General features: G+C 70.0%; 17 protein-coding genes. 12 read left to right on the plus strand and 5 right to left on the minus strand.

What is annotated here, in order from left to right; genetic code table 11:
- Positions 1-2: 2 nt before the first annotated feature.
- On the minus strand, positions 3-1,415 hold the full coding sequence (locus N2M23_RS19430; RefSeq protein ID WP_265448123.1) for an NAD(P)H-quinone dehydrogenase: 1,413 nt from the start codon (positions 1,413-1,415) through the stop codon (positions 3-5).
- Positions 1,416-1,453: 38 nt separating this feature from the next.
- On the opposite strand from N2M23_RS19430, the gene N2M23_RS19435 reads away from it, so the two are divergent.
- A complete protein-coding gene (locus N2M23_RS19435; protein ID WP_265447850.1) occupies positions 1,454-2,302 on the plus strand; it encodes a purine-nucleoside phosphorylase in 849 nt (282 codons plus the stop codon).
- Positions 2,299-3,948: a phospho-sugar mutase gene (locus N2M23_RS19440; protein WP_265447852.1), complete on the plus strand. Its 1,650-nt coding sequence runs from the start codon at positions 2,299-2,301 to the stop codon at positions 3,946-3,948. Before N2M23_RS19435 ends, N2M23_RS19440 begins: the two co-directional genes overlap by 4 nt.
- Before the next feature lie 12 nt (positions 3,949-3,960).
- Here N2M23_RS19440 and N2M23_RS19445 read toward each other — a convergent pair whose 3' ends face one another.
- On the minus strand, positions 3,961-4,635 hold the full coding sequence (locus N2M23_RS19445) for a hypothetical protein (RefSeq protein WP_265447853.1): 675 nt from the start codon (positions 4,633-4,635) through the stop codon (positions 3,961-3,963).
- 18 nt (positions 4,636-4,653) lie between these two features.
- Between N2M23_RS19445 and deoC the strand changes: the two genes are divergently transcribed.
- Genes deoC through N2M23_RS19490 form a run of 9 tightly spaced genes read left to right on the plus strand, consistent with a single transcriptional unit; the run spans position 4,654 to position 13,756 of the window.
- Complete coding sequence (gene deoC / locus N2M23_RS19450; RefSeq protein WP_265447855.1) at positions 4,654-5,637, plus strand: deoxyribose-phosphate aldolase; 984 nt, start codon at positions 4,654-4,656, stop codon at positions 5,635-5,637.
- Positions 5,638-5,655: 18 nt separating this feature from the next.
- A complete protein-coding gene (locus tag N2M23_RS19455) occupies positions 5,656-7,107 on the plus strand; it encodes an aldehyde dehydrogenase family protein (protein WP_265447857.1) in 1,452 nt (483 codons plus the stop codon).
- Positions 7,107-7,991 carry an aldehyde dehydrogenase family protein gene (locus N2M23_RS19460; RefSeq protein WP_265447858.1) on the plus strand — a complete coding sequence of 295 codons (885 nt, stop codon included), beginning with the start codon at positions 7,107-7,109 and terminating at the stop codon, positions 7,989-7,991. Before N2M23_RS19455 ends, N2M23_RS19460 begins: the two co-directional genes overlap by 1 nt.
- On the plus strand, positions 7,988-8,596 hold the full coding sequence (locus N2M23_RS19465) for a uridine kinase family protein (RefSeq protein WP_265447860.1): 609 nt from the start codon (positions 7,988-7,990) through the stop codon (positions 8,594-8,596). The genes N2M23_RS19460 and N2M23_RS19465 overlap by 4 nt, the downstream gene beginning before the upstream one ends.
- 9 nt (positions 8,597-8,605) lie before the next feature.
- Complete coding sequence (locus tag N2M23_RS19470; protein WP_265447861.1) at positions 8,606-9,745, plus strand: DUF7847 domain-containing protein; 1,140 nt, start codon at positions 8,606-8,608, stop codon at positions 9,743-9,745.
- Positions 9,735-10,373 (plus strand): DUF4129 domain-containing protein, encoded by a 639-nt coding sequence (locus N2M23_RS19475; protein ID WP_265447862.1) that lies wholly within the window; start codon positions 9,735-9,737, stop codon positions 10,371-10,373. Before N2M23_RS19470 ends, N2M23_RS19475 begins: the two co-directional genes overlap by 11 nt.
- On the plus strand, positions 10,370-11,479 hold the full coding sequence (locus N2M23_RS19480; RefSeq protein WP_265447863.1) for a DUF4350 domain-containing protein: 1,110 nt from the start codon (positions 10,370-10,372) through the stop codon (positions 11,477-11,479). Before N2M23_RS19475 ends, N2M23_RS19480 begins: the two co-directional genes overlap by 4 nt.
- The gene (locus tag N2M23_RS19485; protein WP_265447865.1) at positions 11,476-12,459 is read left to right on the plus strand and encodes an AAA family ATPase; all 984 of its coding nucleotides are present in this window, start codon (positions 11,476-11,478) and stop codon (positions 12,457-12,459) included. Before N2M23_RS19480 ends, N2M23_RS19485 begins: the two co-directional genes overlap by 4 nt.
- A gap of 7 nt (positions 12,460-12,466) precedes the next feature.
- Positions 12,467-13,756, plus strand: a complete 1,290-nt coding sequence (locus tag N2M23_RS19490; protein WP_265447867.1) for a DUF58 domain-containing protein — start codon at positions 12,467-12,469, stop codon at positions 13,754-13,756.
- Between the two features lie 325 nt (positions 13,757-14,081).
- On the opposite strand, the gene N2M23_RS19495 is transcribed toward N2M23_RS19490, so the two are convergent.
- The gene (locus N2M23_RS19495) at positions 14,082-15,077 is read right to left on the minus strand and encodes a stage II sporulation protein M (protein WP_265447868.1); all 996 of its coding nucleotides are present in this window, start codon (positions 15,075-15,077) and stop codon (positions 14,082-14,084) included.
- A gap of 22 nt (positions 15,078-15,099) precedes the next feature.
- On the opposite strand from N2M23_RS19495, the gene N2M23_RS19500 reads away from it, so the two are divergent.
- The gene (locus N2M23_RS19500) at positions 15,100-15,954 is read left to right on the plus strand and encodes an RDD family protein (RefSeq protein WP_265447869.1); all 855 of its coding nucleotides are present in this window, start codon (positions 15,100-15,102) and stop codon (positions 15,952-15,954) included.
- Here N2M23_RS19500 and N2M23_RS19505 read toward each other — a convergent pair.
- Both N2M23_RS19505 and N2M23_RS19510 read right to left on the minus strand, forming a co-directional pair.
- Positions 15,932-17,032 carry an adenosine deaminase gene (locus N2M23_RS19505; RefSeq protein WP_265447871.1) on the minus strand — a complete coding sequence of 367 codons (1,101 nt, stop codon included), beginning with the start codon at positions 17,030-17,032 and terminating at the stop codon, positions 15,932-15,934. The genes N2M23_RS19500 and N2M23_RS19505 overlap by 23 nt on opposite strands.
- Positions 17,025-17,381, minus strand: coding sequence for a cupin domain-containing protein (locus tag N2M23_RS19510; protein ID WP_265447873.1), 357 nt, complete (start codon positions 17,379-17,381; stop codon positions 17,025-17,027). The genes N2M23_RS19505 and N2M23_RS19510 overlap by 8 nt, the downstream gene beginning before the upstream one ends.
- Positions 17,382-17,450: the final 69 nt, after the last annotated feature.

Raw genomic sequence — 17,450 nt, forward strand, 5'->3', positions numbered from 1 at the left:
GCTCAGACGTCGTGCGAGTGCAGCCGGCGCGCTGCCTCGGCGATCGAACCGGTCATCGACGGATAGACCGAGAAGGTGTTCGCGACCTGGTCGACGGTCAGCCGGTTCTGCACCGCGAGACCGATCGGGTAGATCAGCTCCGAGGCCTGCGGCGCGACTACCACGCCCCCGATGATCGTGTTGCTGCCTGGGCGGGTGAAGAGTTTGACGAAGCCGTCGCGGATGTTGCGCATCTTGGCGCGCGGGTTGGTCGACAGCGGCAGCGTCACGACTCGTGCCTCGATCCGGCCCTCCTCGACATCCGCCTGCGAGTAGCCGACGGTGGCGATCTCGGGGTCGGTGAAGATGTTCGCGCAGACGCCGCGCAGGTTGAGCGGTGCGACCGCGTCGCCGAGGGAGTGCGCCATCGCGATGCGACCCTGCATCGCCGCGACCGACGCGAGCGGGAGCACCCCGGTGCAGTCGCCTGCGGCATACACACCCTGGGCGGAGGTGCGCGAGACACGGTCGACCACGATGTGCCCGGACTTGCTGAGCTCGACACCGGCCTCCTCCAGCCCGATCCCCTTGGTCTGCGGGACCGAGCCGACCGCGAGCAGCGCATGCGAGCCGGTGACCTCGCGCCCGTCCTCCAGCGTGACCACGACGCCGTCGCCCTCGCGCCGCACGGACTGCATGCGGGAGCGGTTGAGCACCTTCATGCCATGCCGGCGAAAGACGTTCTCGATGACGGTCGCCGCGTCGGCGTCCTCGCCCGGCAGCACCCGGTCCCGCGAGGACACCAGGGTCACCTCGCAACCCAATCCCAAGTAGGCATGCGCCAATTCGGCACCGGTGACACCGGAACCGACGACGATCAGATGATCGGGAAGCTCGGTCAGGTCGTAGATCTGCTGCCAGGTGAGGATCCGCTCGCCGTCCGGCGTCGCAGTGTCCATGATGCGCGGCTTGCACCCGGTCGCGACGAGTATGACGTCGGCGTCGTACTCCTCGGTCTGCCCGGACGACAGGTCCGCCGCGACCCGGCCGTTGCCGAGCAGCCGCCCGCGGCCGGGACGCACCTGCACCCCGACGCTTTCCAACTGGGCGCGGATGTCGGTGCTCTGCGCCTTGGCCAGGTCGATGATGCGGTGGTTGACCTGGTCGACGTTGGCCTCGGCGTGCTGGTCCTCCTCGGTGCCCTCGAAGCCGACCCCGAGTCGGCCGGCGGTCGCGAACCGGGACATGAAGTCGGAGGTGGCGATGAGCGCCTTGCTCGGGACGCAGTCGGTCAGCACGGCAGCGCCGCCGAGCCCGTCGTCCTCGACGATGGTGACCCGTGCGCCGAGTTGTGCAGCGACCAGCGCGGATTCGTATCCGCCGGGGCCACCGCCGATGATCACGACGTGCTTCTGCGGTCCACTCACGGCCCGCATCATTTCACGCCGACCGATCACGGCATACGCTGGCGCGCGTGACTGACACCGCATCGCTCTCCGATCCGTCGACCGACCCGTTCGAGGTCGCCCGCTCCGCCGCCGAGGTCATCGCCGATCGCACCGGCGCACCGCGTCACGACATCGCGCTGGTGCTCGGATCCGGCTGGGGTCAGACGGCGGACCGGATCGGGCAGACGGTGGCGACCGTCGACAACGCGGACGTGCCGGGCTTCGCCGCCGCCGCGGTGCCTGGTCACGGCAGCGCCATGCGTTCGGTGCGGATCGGCGACACCGACGCGCGGGCGCTGGTCTTCGGCACCCGCACCCACTATTACGAGGGCAAGGGTGTGCGCGCCGTGGTGCACGGCGTGCGCACCGCGGCCGCCGCCGGCTGCCACACGGTCGTGCTGACCAACGGCTGCGGCGGCCTCAATCCGGCCTGGGGTCCAGGCACCCCCGTGCTGATCCGCGACCACCTCAATCTCACCGCGACCTCCCCCGTCGAGGGCGCCAACTTCGTCGACCTGACCGACCTCTACTCGGCGCGGCTGCGCGGCATCGCCACGTCGGTCGATCCCGGCCTCGATGAGGGCGTCTACGCGCAGTTCCGCGGGCCGCACTACGAGACGCCCGCCGAGGTGCAGATGGCCAAGATCATCGGCGCGGATCTGGTGGGCATGTCGACCACTCTTGAGGCAATCGCCGCGCGGCAGGCCGGGCTGGAGGTGCTCGGCATCAGCCTCGTCACCAACCTCGCGGCCGGCATCAGCGACCAGCCGCTGTCGCACGAGGAAGTGATCGAGGCCGGTAAGGCCGCCGCCGAACGCTGCGGGACGCTGCTGGCCCAGGTCGTCGCCCGGATCGCCGAAGGCGGCGCACAGTGAGCACGTCGACGAGCGCCGACCTGATCGGGCAGGCGCGCGACTGGATCGCCGACGACCCCGACGTCGCCACCCGGGCGGAGCTCGAAAAGGTAGTGGCCGCAGCAGAATCCGGCGATCAGAACGCATTGGACGACCTCGCCGACCGGTTCTCCGGGTTGCTGGCATTCGGCACTGCCGGACTGCGCGGCGCGCTCGGCGCGGGCCCGGCCCGGATGAACCGAGTCGTGGTGCTCCGCGCCGCGGCGGGACTCACGTCATACCTGCAGCAGGAGCTCGGCAAGCCCGACGTCACCCTCGTCATCGGGTATGACGCAAGGCATCACTCCGACACCTTCGCGCGGGACACCGCGGCGGTCGTCGTCGGCGCCGGCGGACGCGCGATGATCCTGCCGCACCCGCTGCCGACACCCGTGCTGGCGTTCATGATTCGCCATCTCGGCGCGGACGCCGGCGTGATGGTCACCGCGAGCCACAACCCGCCGCAGGACAACGGCTACAAGGTCTACCTCGGCGACGGCAGCCAGATCGTGCCGCCCGCGGACGCGCGGATCGCCGACGCGATCGCTCGCTTCCCGCGCGCTGCCGACGTGCCGCTCGCCGACGACGGCTGGCAGACCCTGGACGATGACGTCATCGACGACTACGTCGACGCGGTGTGCCGGGTGGTGCAGGCCGACGGGCCGCGCGACCTGGCGATCGTGCACACAGCGCTGCACGGCGTGGGTGCGGCCGTGGTGCGAAAAGCCTTCCTGCAGGCGGGTTTTCAGGCCCCGGACCCGGTCACCGACCAGGAGCAGCCCGACCCGGACTTCCCGACGGTCTCCTTCCCCAACCCGGAGGAGCCCGGCGCGATCGACCACGCACTCGCCCTGGCCGGGGACACCGGGGCCGACCTGGTCATCGCCAACGACCCCGACGCCGACCGCTGCGCCGTGGCGGTCCCTCGCGACGGCGAGTGGACGATGCTGCGCGGCGACGAGGTCGGTGCCCTGCTCGGTGCCTACCTGCTGGAGCGCGGCGTCGCACCCGGCGCGGTCTTCGCCAACTCGATCGTCTCCTCCCGGCTCCTCGCCGCGATGGCGCGCGCGGCCGGGGTACCGCACGCCGAGACCCTCACCGGCTTCAAGTGGATCAGCCGGGTGCCGGGCCTGGCCTACGGCTACGAGGAGGCGCTCGGCTACTGCGTCGACCCCGCCGCGGTGCGCGACAAGGACGGCATCAGCGCGGCACTGCTGATCGCCGAGTTCGCGGCCGGCCTGAAGGCGAAGGGGCGCACCCTCGACGACGTGCTGGCCGATCTCGCCGCGGCTCACGGCACGCACGCCACCGACAGCTTCTCGGTGCGGGTCACCGACCTGGCAATCATCGGCACGATCATGGCGCGGCTGCGGGAGAACCCGCCGCAGACGGTCGCCGACCGGCAGGTGGCGCGGGTGGACGACCTGGCGCAGGGAGCCGGTGGTCTGCCGCCGACCGAGGGTCTGCGCTACTTCCTCGACGACGACACCCGCGTCATCGTGCGGCCGAGCGGCACCGAACCGAAGCTGAAGGTCTACCTGGAGACGATCGATCCCGACCCGGCGGTGGCCGCGGCCAAGCTCGCGGCGACCCGGGCGGAGTTCGAGCGGCTCACGACTCCGGCCTGATCGGGGCTCTCGTCATACAACGGCGATGAGGATGCAGAGCACGGCGGCCGCGAGCGCGATCAGTGCGTCCACGGCGGGCCGCACGACCACGCGATCGGGCGCTTTGCCGACCGCGTCGCGGGCGATCGCCAGGTCGTAGTCGTCCTTGCCCCGGCGGATCGCGTCGGCGACTCCTGCGGAGGAGGAAGGGCGGTGGTCAAACTCGACCGACGGCTCTGCGGTCGTGCCGCGCATCGCTCCGAGCCCAAGACCGGTGCCCCGCCCGGCGGGACGCTTGGGGCGTTGCGCCGCGATCGCCCAGGAGCCGTAACCCTTGTCGTCAGGCCCGTAAACCTTGAGGTTCCAACGTTGTTCGACCAAGGAGACCGCCGGCCATCCGACGAAGACGTCACGCACCAGGTTCTTGATCCGCACCCCGGTCTGGTCGAGCACGACACAAGGCCGGATGAAGACCACCCATACCAGTAGGAAGCCGGCGACCGGCCAGAGCAACTCACGCGCCTGACCGAAACCGTCGGAGACGAGGATCATCACCAGAATGACCGCACAGGCGAGCGCGATGACCAGACCGGTGACCAGCATCGTCGGCTGGCGATAGGTGCGACGCGGACTCCCCTCGGCGGGGGCGTTACGGAACGGGTTCATCGAGGGCTCACCCGACCCGGACGAAGCGAGCGGATGGCGCATGCCCGGTAGGCTGCTGCGGTGAGCCCAACATCTGCAACGTCGCAGGCCCGGGAGTTGCTCGGCGTCTCTTCTCTCACCAACAAAGCATTGCGCACCTGGCTCTACGGCCTGCCGGGGGTGGACCAGGTTGGCCTCGAAGGACGCGCGGCGGCGCTTGCGACCCGGTCGATCAAGACCGACAGCAAGGCGTGGGCGATCGACACCGCGATCGGCATGATCGACCTGACCACTCTCGAGGGTGCGGACACCCCCGGCAAGGTGCGCAGCCTGTGCGCCAAGGCCGAACTGCCTGATCCCACAGACCTTTCCACGCCGCAGGTTGCCGCGGTCTGCGTCTATGGCGACCTGGTCGGCGTCGCGAAGGACGCGCTGCGGGGCAGCGACATCAACGTCGCGGCAGTGGCCACCGCCTTCCCGTCTGGACGGGCCACTTTGCCGGTGAAGCTCGCCGACACCCGGGACGCGGTGGAGGCCGGTGCCGACGAGGTCGACATGGTCATCGACCGTGGCGCCTTCCTCGCCGGTGACTACCGGCTGGTCTTCGACCAGATCGCCGCGGTCAAGCAGGCCTGCGCGCGGCCGGACGATGCCCCGGACGCCCACCTCAAGGTGATCCTGGAGACCGGTGAGCTCGCCACCTACGACAACGTGCGCCGCGCCTCGTGGCTGGCAATGCTGGCCGGTGCGGACTTCATCAAGACCTCGACCGGCAAGATCCAGCCCGCCGCCACCATGCCGGTGACGCTGCTGATGCTCGAGGCGGTGCGGGACTGGCGGGAGCTGACCGGAGCCATGGTCGGGGTGAAGCCGGCCGGCGGCATCCGCACCAGTAAGGACGCGCTGCGCTACCTGGTGATGGTCAGCGAGATCGCCGGTGACGACTGGCTGACGCCGCAGTGGTTTCGCTTCGGCGCGTCCAGCCTGCTGACCGACCTGCTGCTGCAACGCCAGAAGCTGCGCACCGGGGCCTACTCCGGCGCCGACTACGTCACGATCGACTGATCCCGCGAAAGACAAGCAATGACACCAAAGTTCGAGTACGCACCAGCTCCGGAATCACGCTCCGTCGTCGACATCGCCTCGTCATACGGGCTGTTCATCGGGGGTGACTTCGTCGATCCGACCGACGGAAAGTCCTTCAAGACGGTCAACCCGGCGACCGAGGAGAAGCTCGCCGACGTCTCCGAGGCGAGCGCCGCCGACGTCGACAAGGCAGTGCGCGCCGCGCGCCGCGCCTACGACCGCACCTGGAGCCGGATGAGCGGCGCCGAGCGGGGCAAATACCTCTACCGCATCGCGCGCCTCCTGCAGGAGCGGGCGCGTGAGTTCGCGGTGCTGGAGACGCTCGACAACGGCAAGCCGATCAAGGAGTCGCGCGACGTCGACGTGCCGACCGCCGCGGCGCACTTCTTCTACCACGCCGGCTGGGCGGACAAGCTGGAGTATGCCGGGCTGGGCCCCGCGCCGAAGTCGCTGGGCGTCGTGGGCCAGGTCATCCCGTGGAACTTCCCGCTGCTGATGCTCGCCTGGAAGATCGCGCCCGCCCTCGCGACCGGCAACACCGTGGTGCTGAAGCCGGCCGAGACCACACCGCTCACCGCCCTGCTCTTCGCCGAGGTATGCCGCCAGGCCGACCTGCCGCCCGGGGTCGTCAACATCGTCACCGGCGCCGGCCCGACCGGGCAGGCGATCGTCGACCACCCCGGTGTCGACAAGATCGCGTTCACCGGATCGACCGACGTCGGCAAGGCGATCGCCCGTGCGGTCGCCGGCACCCGCAAGCGGGTCACCCTGGAGCTGGGTGGCAAGGCGGCCAACATCGTCTTCGACGACGCGGCCATCGACCAGGCGGTCGAGGGCATCGTCAACGGGATCTTCTTCAACCAGGGCCACGTCTGCTGCGCGGGTTCCCGACTGCTGGTGCAGGAGTCGATCGCCGACGACGTCGTGCACCGGCTGCAGCGCCGGCTGCGCACGCTGCGCGTGGGCGACCCGATGGACAAGAACACCGATGTCGGCGCGATCAACTCCGCCGCGCAGCTCGCCCGCATCACCGAGCTCACCGACGCCGGCGTCGCCGAGGGCGCGCAACGATGGAGCCCGGACGTCGAGCTACCGAAACGCGGATACTGGTTTGCCCCAACGGTTTTCACCGGCGTCTCGCAAACGCACCGCATCGCGCGCGAGGAGATCTTCGGCCCTGTGCTGTCGGTGCTGACCTTCCGCACCCCCGACGAGGCCGTCGCGAAGGCCAACAACACGCCATACGGACTCTCGGCCGGCATCTGGTCGGAGAAGGGCTCGCGCATCCTCGCGATCGCCGACAAGCTGCGCGCCGGCGTGGTGTGGGCCAACACGTTCAACCGGTTCGACCCCACCTCGCCGTTCGGTGGCTACAAGGAGAGCGGCTACGGCCGCGAGGGCGGCCGACAGGGCCTTGCGGCATACCTCGACACGGAAGGAACCCACTGATGCCCCGCCTCGAGGTCCGCAAGACCTACAAGCTCTACATCGGCGGTAAGTTTCCCCGCTCGGAGTCCGGCCGCTCCTACGAGGTCAGCTCCGCGGGACGGTCGCCGAAGTTCCTCGCCAACGCGGCGCAGGGCTCGCGCAAGGACATTCGCGACGCGGTCGTGGCGGCGCGCGGCGCGGTCAAGGGCTGGTCCGGCGCGACCGCCTACAACCGCGGCCAGGTGCTCTACCGAGTCGGTGAGGTGCTGGAAGGACGCCGCGACCAGTTCATCGCCGAGGTCGCGGCGAGCGAGGGCCTGACCAAGCCGCAGGCGACCAAGCTCGTCGACGCGGCCATCGACCGCTGGGTCTGGTATGCCGGGTGGCCGGACAAGCTCGCGCAGGTGCTGGGCAACCTCAACCCGGTCGCCGGGCCCTACTTCGACATTTCCGCGCCCGAACCGACGGGCGTCGTGGGAGTGCTTGCGCCGCAGGACAGTTCGCTGCTCGGCCTGGTGTCGGTGATCGCGCCGGCCATCGTCTCCGGCAACACCGTCGTGGTCGTCGCGAGTGAAGACCGGCCGCTGCCGGCCATCTCCCTGGGCGAGGTGCTGGCCACCTCCGACGTGCCCGCTGGCGTGGTCAACATCGTCACCGGCCGTACGGCGGAACTCGCGCCCTGGCTGGCCTCGCACGCCGACGTCAACGCCCTCGACCTGACCGGCGCGACCGAGTTGCCATGGGCCGAGCTGGAGGCGTCGGCCGCGGAGACCCTCAAGCGGGTCGTCCGCCCGGCGGGCGACGGCTCCGGCGCCGAAGAGCCGGATTGGCTTGTCACGCCTGACCTTTCGCGGATGCACGCGTTCCTGGAGACCAAGACGGTCTGGCATCCCAAGGGAATGTGAGCATTCCACCCGCCCGCGTGCTCGTGCTCGGCGGCCCGAGCGGGTCGGGCAAGTCACGCTGGGCCGCGCAGTTCTCCCGTGACTACGGCTGGCCGATCCTGCGGCTGGACGACTTCTACAAGGACGGCGACGACCCGACCCTGCCGATGTCGAGCCTCGGGATCGCCGACTGGGACGACGTGCGGTCCTGGCACCTCGACATGGCAGTCGCTGCGCTGGAGCAGTTGTGCCGCACCGGGGAAGTGGTCAAGCCGACCTACGACATCGGCGCGTCGTCGGCGACCGGCTCCGAGCGGCTGACGCTCGCCGGTGCCGAGATCGTCGTGGCGGAAGGGATCTTCGCGCCATACGTGATCGAACCGCTGCGCGAGCGCGGGCTGCTGGACGGTGCCTTCTGTGTGTGTCACAACCGGTGGGTGACCTTCGCCAGGCGGCTCGTGCGCGACCTGTCCGAGCGGCGCAAGCCGCCGACCGTGCTGATCCGCCGCGGTTTGCGCCTGGCCCGTGCCGAGCCGCGCATCGTCGGCGAGCAGGCGCGGCTCGGCGCCGAACCGATCCGGCCCAAGGAGTTGGCGCGACGGCTCGCCGAACGTGCCGTCATCTAGGGTCGTTCCATGAGCAATGGTTGGACGAGCCCCGGGGGAGACTCGCCGAGCGGTGATCAGCAGCAGCCGGCACCGCAGTATGGCCAGCAGGCCCCGCCGCAGTATGGCCAGCAGCCTCCGCAGTACGGGCAGTACGGCCCTCCACAACCGCCACAGCAGCAATATCAGCCGCCGCACCAGGGCTACGGCCCGCCGCCTGGCCACGGCCCGCAACCCGGTTACGCCCAGCTGGCGCCGAAGCCCGGCGTCATACCGCTGCGGCCACTACGACTCGGGGACGTCTTCGAGGGCACCTTCGCCACCATCCGCGGCAACCCCGGGGCGACGCTCGGGCTGTCCGCAATCGTCGCTCTCGTCGTGGCGATCCCGGCGATCCTGACCACGATCGCGTTCAGCAACGCCGATCTGACCACCACCGACGACTCGGGCACGACGCTCAATTTCGGCACCCAGATCGGGCAGAACGTCAGCACCATCTACATGGGGTTCGCCGGGATCTTCCTCACCGGCATGCTGACGGTCGTGGTGTCCGAGGCGGTGCTCGGCCGGCGTATCTCGATCGGGGAGACGTGGCAGAAGGTGCGCGGCCGGCTGCTGCCGCTGCTCGGGATGACGCTGCTGCAGACCCTCGCCTTCTTGGTGGTCCTCGGCGTCGGTGTCGGCATCGTCGTGCTGCTGGCACTCACTGCGCCGGTCTTGCTCACGGTGACGGTCGGGATCATCCTTGCCCTCGTTGCGCTCGTCGCCTTCGTCTACGTCTGGTTCAAGCTGAGCTTCGCCGGTGCGGCGCTGGTGCTGGAACGCGTCGGGCCGATCGCGGCGTTCAAACGCTCCTGGGCGCTCACGAGAGGCCAGTGGTGGCGCATCTTCGGCATCACCGTCCTCGGGCAGTTGATGGTCGGCTTCGTGTCGGGGATCGCAATGATGCCGGCCGGCATCATCCTCGGCATTAGCGCGGCCGACTCGGGCACCCCGTCGGTCGGCGCGATCATCGTCTACCAGTTGGTGGCCGTCGCGATCAGCTCACTCACCGCACCGTTCACCGCGGGCGTGGTCGCCCTGCTCTACTTGGACCAGCGGATTCGCAAGGAAGCCCTCGACGTCACCTTGATGCAGGCGGCCGGTCAGGACAAAGCCGGTGCAGCGTGACGCTCCGCTGCACCCGGGCGGCGGCGAGGCGCGCGAGCTGCTCCGCCGGGAGCTGGCCAAACCGGCGTACGCCGACCAGCGCAGCTGGTTGCAGCGACTCTGGGACTGGGCCACCGGCAAGCTCGACGAGCTGCTGAACGGCATCGGCGACGCACTCCCCCTGTGGGTGCTGCTGCCGGCGCTCCTCGTGCTCGTCGCCGTCATCATCTACGCGCTGGCCCACCTGCGACGACGAGACCGACCGGGGCGCGCGACTGCCGCGGCGGGGGTGCTGGCCGACACCACCCTGACCGCGGAGCAGTTACGTCGCCGGGCCAATCACGCGCTGTCACAAGGTGATTCGCGATCGGCCGTGCTCGACCTGTTCCGTGCGATCGCGCGGTCGGCCGAGGAGCGCGCACTGGTCGTCCCCCGCCCGGGTCGCACCGCGCACGAAGTCGGTCTCGAACTGGCACCCTTCTTCCCGGGCCACCACGACGCGCTGCTCGCCAGCGCGAACCTCTTCGACCGGGTCCGGTATGGCGGGGCGACCGCAACGGCCGACGACGTCGCCCACGTGCGCAGCCTCGACGACGAGCTCACCCGCGCCCGACCGCAGCACGTCGCAACGGCGGGAACACCCGCGTGATCACCCGCGGCCGCCTCATCCTCGGCGGGATCGTCGCGCTGCTGGTGCTCGTCGTGATCGGCGTGAGCCTGCTGCTGCCGCGCAACGCGAGCGAGCCGTTGGACCCCGACGCCCCGGGCCCGGACGGCACCCGGGCTGTCGCACAAGTGCTCGGGCAACAGGGAGTCTCGGTCGACATCGCACGCAGTCCCGATGAATTCCGCGACCAATCGGTAGCCGGGGCAACGGTTTTGATCACTCGCCCCCAGCTGCTCGCCGACGACACACTTGGCGATGCCATGCGGCACACCTCCGGTGCCCGTCGGGTCGTGGTCGTCGACGCCGACCCGCAGACAGCCCACGCGATGCAGCTGCCCGACCTTGAGGGTGGCCCGGTCGCGGGCCGGCCCAGCACGGTGTGTTCGGTGCCGTGGCTCGAGGGGTTGCGGATGAGTTATGCCGACGTCGAGTACACCGCCGGGCCGGTTGGCACGTCGTGTTTCGGCGAGGGCGGCAGCGGCGCGGTGCTGGTGCTGCCCGAGATCAACGGCGGCCGCCCGGAGACCGTGCTCGTCGGCAGCCGCGCAGTGTTCACCAACAAGACGGTTGTGCGCGACGACAACGCGGCCATTGCGCTGCGCACGCTCGGGTCCACCGATCGGCTGGTCTGGTTCGCGCCGACGCTCGGCAGCGCCGACAATCCCCTTGCCCAGGGCCCGGCCTGGCCGCGCTGGTTCGGACCGTCGGTCTGGCTTGCCGGAGCTGTCGCGGTGCTGGTGATCGTATGGCGGGCAAGGCGATTCGGCCGCCTGGTCCCGGAGCCGCTGCCGGTCGTCGTGCGTGCCGACGAGACGACCCGCAGCCGTGGACTGCTCTACCGCAAGGCCGGCGACACCGAGCGCAGCTCTCGCGTGCTGCGCGCAGCGACCCGGGGACGACTGGCCCGTTACCTCGGGCTGCCACCGACCGGGCCGACCGGGCCGCTGGTCGAGCGCGTCGCACATGCGGCCGGCATCGACCCGCGTGAGGTGCACGAGCTGTTGCTCGGGCCGGACGCCACCGACGAACAATCGATGACCGACATTGGCAAGCGACTGCAACTCCTGGAAAGGCAGGTCCGCGGATGACCCCGCTCTCCCCCGAAGAACACGAGGCCGCTGAGCGTGCGCGGCAGGCACTCGGCGAGGTGCGCGGCGAAGTCGCCAAAGCCGTTGTGGGACAAGACGCCGCCGTGTCCGCGCTGGTGATCGGCCTGCTCAGCCGGGGTCACGTGCTGCTCGAAGGAGTGCCCGGCGTCGCCAAGACCCTGCTGGTGCGGGCACTCGCCGCGGCGCTTGCCATCGACACCAAGCGCGTGCAGTTCACCCCCGACCTGATGCCCGGCGACATCACCGGTTCGCTCGTTTTCGACGCCGGCACATCGGAGTTCACCTTCCGCCCCGGTCCGGTCTTCACCAACCTGCTGCTCGCCGACGAGATCAACCGCACGCCACCCAAGACGCAGTCCGCGCTGCTGGAGGCGATGGAGGAGCGTCAGGTGTCGATCGACGGCACACCGCGTCCGCTCCCGCAGCCGTTTCTGGTCGCGGCGACGCAGAACCCGGTCGAGTACGAAGGCACCTACCCACTGCCCGAAGCCCAGCTCGACCGGTTCCTGATGAAGGTGCTGCTCCCGCTGCCCGCACGAGATGCCGAGCTGGAGGTGTTGCGCCGGCACGCCGCCGGATTCGACCCGAAGGACCTACGGGCCGCAGGCGTCCGTGCGGTGGCCGGCCCGGCCGACCTCGAGGCGGGGGCCCAGGCGGTGCGCCGGGTGCAGGTCGGCAGCGATGTCGCGTCATACATCGTGGACGTGGCGCGGGCGACCCGCACCTCGCCGTCGCTCTCGCTCGGCGCCAGCCCCCGTGCGACGACCGCCCTGCTCGCGACGAGCCGCGCGTGGGCCTGGCTGAACGGTCGCGACTTCGTCACCCCGGACGACGTGAAGGCGATGACCGTGCCCACGCTCGCGCACCGGCTCCAGCTGCGGCCGGAGGCGGAGCTGGAGGGCGTCGGAGTGGCGACGGTGCTGGACTCCGCGATCGGATCCGTCCCGGTGCCACGGTGATTGGCCGATGAGGCTGACCGGCCGCACCGCGCTGCTCGCAGCGGTCGGCTTCGTCGCGGTCGTCATCCACCCGGGGCTGTGGACGGTCTTCTGGTGGCTGCTGCTCGTCGCGATGCTGGTCGGAGTCGATCTCTGGCTGGCGCCTCCGACGAAAACGCTTATGCCGCAGCGGGTTCCGATCGGCCAGGTGCGACTCGGTGAGTCGACGGAGAGCACGCTGTTGTTGCGCAACACCGGTGATCGCACTCTCCGGGGCAGTGTCCGCGATGCGTGGCCGCCGTCCGCCGGCGCCGTCGGTGAGCGTATGGCGCTGCGGCTCCCACCGGGCGAACAGACTCGGCTGCAGACGGCTCTCACCCCCACCAGACGGGGCGATCGTCGCACCGATCTGCTGACCGTGCGCACCGCCGGACCGCTCGGCCTCGCCCAACGGCAGCGCTCGACACCGGTGCCGGGCAGTGTCCGCGTGCTGCCGGCCTTCCCGTCCCGTCGCCATCTGCCGAGCAAGCTGGCACAGCTGCGACAGCTCGATGGACGGTCGGCGGTGCGGGTGCGCGGCCAAGGCACCGAGTTCGACTCGCTGCGGGACTATGTCGACGGCGACGACGTACGCAGCATCGACTGGCGCGCGACAGCGCGGCGGCAGCACCCGGTCGTGCGCACCTGGCAGCCCGAGCGTGACCGCCGCATCGTCGTCGTGCTGGACACCTCCCGCACCTCCGCCGGCCGCATCGGGGATATCACCCGGCTGGACTCCGGCATGGACGCGACGTTGCTGCTCGCAGCACTCGCGTCGCGGGCGGGTGACAAGGTGCAGTTCCTCGCCGGCGACCGACGGGTGCGCTCCCGGGTGTCCGGAATCACTGATCGCGCAGAGCTCCTGCACGCCCTCGTCACCGCCATGGCACCGCTCGAACCCACTCTCGTGGAAGCCGATTGGACGCGTCTGGTCGGTGCCGGTCTGCCGCGCAACCGGTCACTCGTCGTGCTGGTGACACCGCTCGAGCCGGCCGCGATCGAGGAGGGACTGCTCCCCGTCCTCGCCACCCTGGCAACCCGGCATCGCGTGGTCCTCGCCTCCGTCGCCGACCCGAGCGTGCGGGCGATGGCGGAGCGTCGCGACGCTCCCGCCGAGGTGTATGACGCAGCAGCCGCCGAACGCACCGAGCTGCTCCGGCGACGCACCCGGGAGGCTCTCGAACGCCTCGGCGTCACCGTGCTCGACGAGCCACCGGACAAGCTGCCGGTCGCGCTCGTCGACCACTACCTGTTGCTCAAGAGCCGCGGGCTGCTCTAGGTCGGCGTCGCGGGGGCGCGGGGGGCGGGCGGGCACGGGGCGCGGGCGCGGGCGCGGGCGAGCCCGCATAACTCACCGAATAGGTGCCCGACACGCCGAAAAACAGCGCTCGCACGGCGCGCCGCACACCTTATCGGTGAGTTTCGCGCCCGGCCGCCGCGAAGCGCGCGCGGGCACGGGCGAGCCCGCATAACTCACCGAATAGGCGCCCGACACGCCGAAAAACAGCGCTCGCGCGGCGCGCCGCACACCTTATCGGTGAGTTTCGCGCCCGGCCGCCGCGAAGCGCGCGCGGGCCCGCATCGGGATCAACGCACCAGCACGCTCAGGCGCTGACCGGTCGTACCGCGGCCTGGTCGATCTCGCCTACATCACCGGTCTCGCCGGCTCGGGCGGCACGCCTGCCCAGCACGAAAACGTAGGCGAGGAAGGCGATCTCGGCGAGTATGCCGATCCCGATCCGCGCCCAGGTCGGCAGCGACGACGGCGTCACGAACGCCTCGATGATGCCGCTGACGAGCAACACGCCGACCAGGCCGATCGCCACGATCACCGTCGCGCGGCCCTCGTGCGCGAGGGAGTCCGAGCGGGTGCGCGCCCCCGGCTCCACCCAGGACCAGAACAATCGCAGCCCGGCACCGGCAGCGACGAAAACCGCTGTCAGCTCGAGGATTCCGTGCGGCAGGATCAGGCCGAAGAACTCTCCCCCGTGGCCGTAGGACACCATGATGCCGCCGGAGATCGCGACATTGACGACGTTCTGCCAGAGCAGGTAGATGACGGGTGCGCCGAGCACCCCGAAGGCGATGCACAACGCAGAGACCCAGACGTTGTTGGTCCACACCCGCGCCGCGAAGTCGGTGGCGGCATACTCGGAGTAGTAGTCGCGGAAGTCGCCGTTCACCAACTGCCTGGCCTGCTCCGGCGACACGAATGACGTCTGCACGTCGGGGTTGCGGGCGATCCACGCCCCGACCACAAACGCCGCGAGGATGCTGGCTGCCGCCGCGCCGATCCACCACCAGCGCGCCCGGTAGAGCACCGCCGGCAGCTGTCGCACCACGAAGTCCGCGACCCCTGACCACGACGCCGTGCGCCGGCCGAGGGCCGCGGTGCGCGCCTTGGCCAGCAGGGTCGAAAGGTATTGCACGACGGTCGGATCCGGTGCGGCAGAACGAATCACCGACAGCTGAGTGGCGACCCGCTGGTAGAGGTCGAGCAGCTCGTCCGCCTCGGCCCCGCTCAGCCGTCGCTGGGCGCCGAGCACCCGCAGCCGCTCCCACTCGGCGTGATGCGCCACGACGTAAGCGTCCAGATCCACGCGCTCAATATAGGGTGCTGACATGTCCGCGCCGAGCACGCCGCAGCGCCCTCGGCGGCTGCGCGGCGCCGACAGCGACCTGATGATCACCGGCGAGGCCGTCCTCATCGACGTGCCCGCCGCACCGCTGCCGACCCGAGTGGTCGGTGCCGTCATCGACCGGGCGCTCTACCTGCTGCTGTTCGTGGGGCTGATCCTCGCGCTCACGTTCATGTCCGGCGGTGCGAGCGACGCCACCTTCAGCACACTGGTGCTGTTGTCGATGGTGCTCTGCCTGCTCGTGATCCCGGTGACAATCGAGACGCTGACCCGCGGCCGGTCACTCGGCAAGCTGATCATGAAACTGCGCGTGGTGCGCGACGACGGCGGGCCGATCGTGTTTCGCCACGCGTTCGTCCGTGGCCTGTTGTCGATCGTCGAGATCTGGACGTTGCAGGGTGTGCCCGCCCTGGTGGCCGCGGCGAGCAACCTGCGCAGCAAACGCCTCGGTGACCTGGCCGCGGGCACGTATGTCGTGCGCGAGCAGACCGGCATGAAGCTCGTGGCGCCGCCGGAGCCCCCGCCATACCTGCGGGAGTGGGCGCGAAGCGCCGACATCGCGCCGCTGCCCGATGGCGTGGCGCTGGCCATGCGCCAGTTCCTGATCCGGCGCTGGACCCTCTCCCCCGCGGCTCGCGCGGCGCTCACCGACAACCTGCTGGCGCAAGTGCAACCGCTGGTGTCGCCGCCGCCCCCACCGCGCACCAACCCCGAGGACTTCCTGTCCGCGGTGCTGGCTGAGCGCAGCGCCCGCGACGGCGCAAGACTGCAGCGGGACAACGGGATCCGCGCGAGGCTGCTGCCGCCCGATCAGCTCAACGCGAATATCCGGGCTTGATCACATCGTCGATGATCGCCAGCCGCTCGTCGAAGGGCAGGAACGCCGACTTCATCGCGTTGATCGTCGCCCAGCGCAGGTCGTCGACGGTCCAGCCCGCCTCGTCGACCAGCAGCTGCATCTCCTTGGACATCGAGGTGCCGCTCATCAACCGGTTGTCGGTGTTGATCGTGACGCGATAACGCAGGTCCTTCAGGTGCGTGATCGGGTGTGCCGCAATGGAATTCGCGGCACCAGTCTGCAGATTGGAGGACGGGCACATTTCGAGCGGGATGCGACGATCCCGGACGTATGCCGCCAGGCGCCCGAGCTGCTCCGCGCCCGCCTCATCGGTCGAGATGTCGTCCATGATCCGCACGCCGTGGCCGAGTCGCTCTGCCCCGCACCACTGGATCGCCTCCCAGATGCTCGGCAGGCCGAACGCCTCGCCGGCGTGAATGGTGAAGTGCGCGTTCTCCCTCTGCAAGTATTCGAACGCATCAAGATGGCGCGTGGGCGGGAAACCCGCCTCCGCGCCGGCGATGTCGAAGCCGGCGACGCCCTGGTCACGGTAGCGGACGGCCAGTTGCGCGATCTCGGTGGACTTGGCCGCGTGCCGCATAGCGGTGAGCAGCGCCCGCACGACGATGCGGTTACCCGAAGCGCGTTCGCCCTCGCGGAAGCCCTCATTGACGGCCTCGACAACCTGCTCGAGGGTCAACCCTCCTTCGAGGTGTTGCTCTGGGGCGTAACGGATCTCGGCGTAGACGACGCCGTCCTCCGCCAGCTCCTGCGCGGCCTCCGAGGCGACCCTGCGCAGCGCGCCCGCAGTCTGCATCACCGCGACCGAGTGGTCGAACGTCTCCAGGTAGCGCTCCAGCGACCCGGAGTCGGCGGCCTCGCGGAACCACTTGCCCAGCGCCTCGGGGTCGGTGGTGGGCAGGTCCTCGTAGCCGTTCTCTTCGGCCAGCTCCACGATCGTTGCCGGCCGCAGACCCCCGTCGAGGTGGTCGTGCAGCAGCACCTTCGGCAATGCCTTGATCTCCGGGCGGATCAGGGTGGCCGCATCGTTCGCTGCCGTCATTGCGGTCTCACTCATCGCGGTGCACCGTCTCCGGGCTGAACGCCGGCAGGCACACGGCGACGTAGTCGGCGCCGTCCGGCCCGCAGGAGTATCGGATGCGTTCACCAGCGGTCGTCTTGACGCTCTGCCCCGCATCAACCGTGGTGCGTTCGCCGTCGCCGTGCTCGACGATCACCTGACCACGCAATACGACTGTGAACTCGTCGAACTCGGGCGTCTGGAACGGCTCGTCCCAGCCGGCCGGCGCCACCATGTGCGCCACACTCACGCGCGGCTCACCGGTGCTCGCCAGGCCGATGTGCTCGTCGATGATCTTGCCGCCGGGGACCGGGATGCGCACCGGCTCGGGATAGAGGTCAACCATTCGCTCACTGTAGTGCGCCGCCGGAACCGCCGAGTGGCTATCCGCGTCCGAGTCGCACGCTCTTGGGGA

Source organism: Flexivirga meconopsidis (assembly GCF_026162425.1).
GTDB classification, from domain to species: domain Bacteria; phylum Actinomycetota; class Actinomycetes; order Actinomycetales; family Dermatophilaceae; genus Flexivirga; species Flexivirga meconopsidis.

Coding starts and splice junctions, on each gene's coding strand:
- N2M23_RS19430 (WP_265448123.1), bottom strand. CDS start 1,415: ATGCGGGCCGTGAGTGGACCGCAGAAGCACGTCGTGATCATCGGCGGT.
- N2M23_RS19445 (WP_265447853.1), bottom strand. CDS start 4,635: ATGCGCCATCCGCTCGCTTCGTCCGGGTCGGGTGAGCCCTCGATGAAC.
- N2M23_RS19455 (WP_265447857.1), top strand. CDS start 5,656: ATGACACCAAAGTTCGAGTACGCACCAGCTCCGGAATCACGCTCCGTC.
- N2M23_RS19460 (WP_265447858.1), top strand. CDS start 7,107: ATGCCCCGCCTCGAGGTCCGCAAGACCTACAAGCTCTACATCGGCGGT.
- N2M23_RS19470 (WP_265447861.1), top strand. CDS start 8,606: ATGAGCAATGGTTGGACGAGCCCCGGGGGAGACTCGCCGAGCGGTGAT.
- N2M23_RS19485 (WP_265447865.1), top strand. CDS start 11,476: ATGACCCCGCTCTCCCCCGAAGAACACGAGGCCGCTGAGCGTGCGCGG.
- N2M23_RS19490 (WP_265447867.1), top strand. CDS start 12,467: ATGAGGCTGACCGGCCGCACCGCGCTGCTCGCAGCGGTCGGCTTCGTC.
- N2M23_RS19500 (WP_265447869.1), top strand. CDS start 15,100: ATGTCCGCGCCGAGCACGCCGCAGCGCCCTCGGCGGCTGCGCGGCGCC.
- N2M23_RS19505 (WP_265447871.1), bottom strand. CDS start 17,032: ATGAGTGAGACCGCAATGACGGCAGCGAACGATGCGGCCACCCTGATC.
- N2M23_RS19510 (WP_265447873.1), bottom strand. CDS start 17,381: ATGGTTGACCTCTATCCCGAGCCGGTGCGCATCCCGGTCCCCGGCGGC.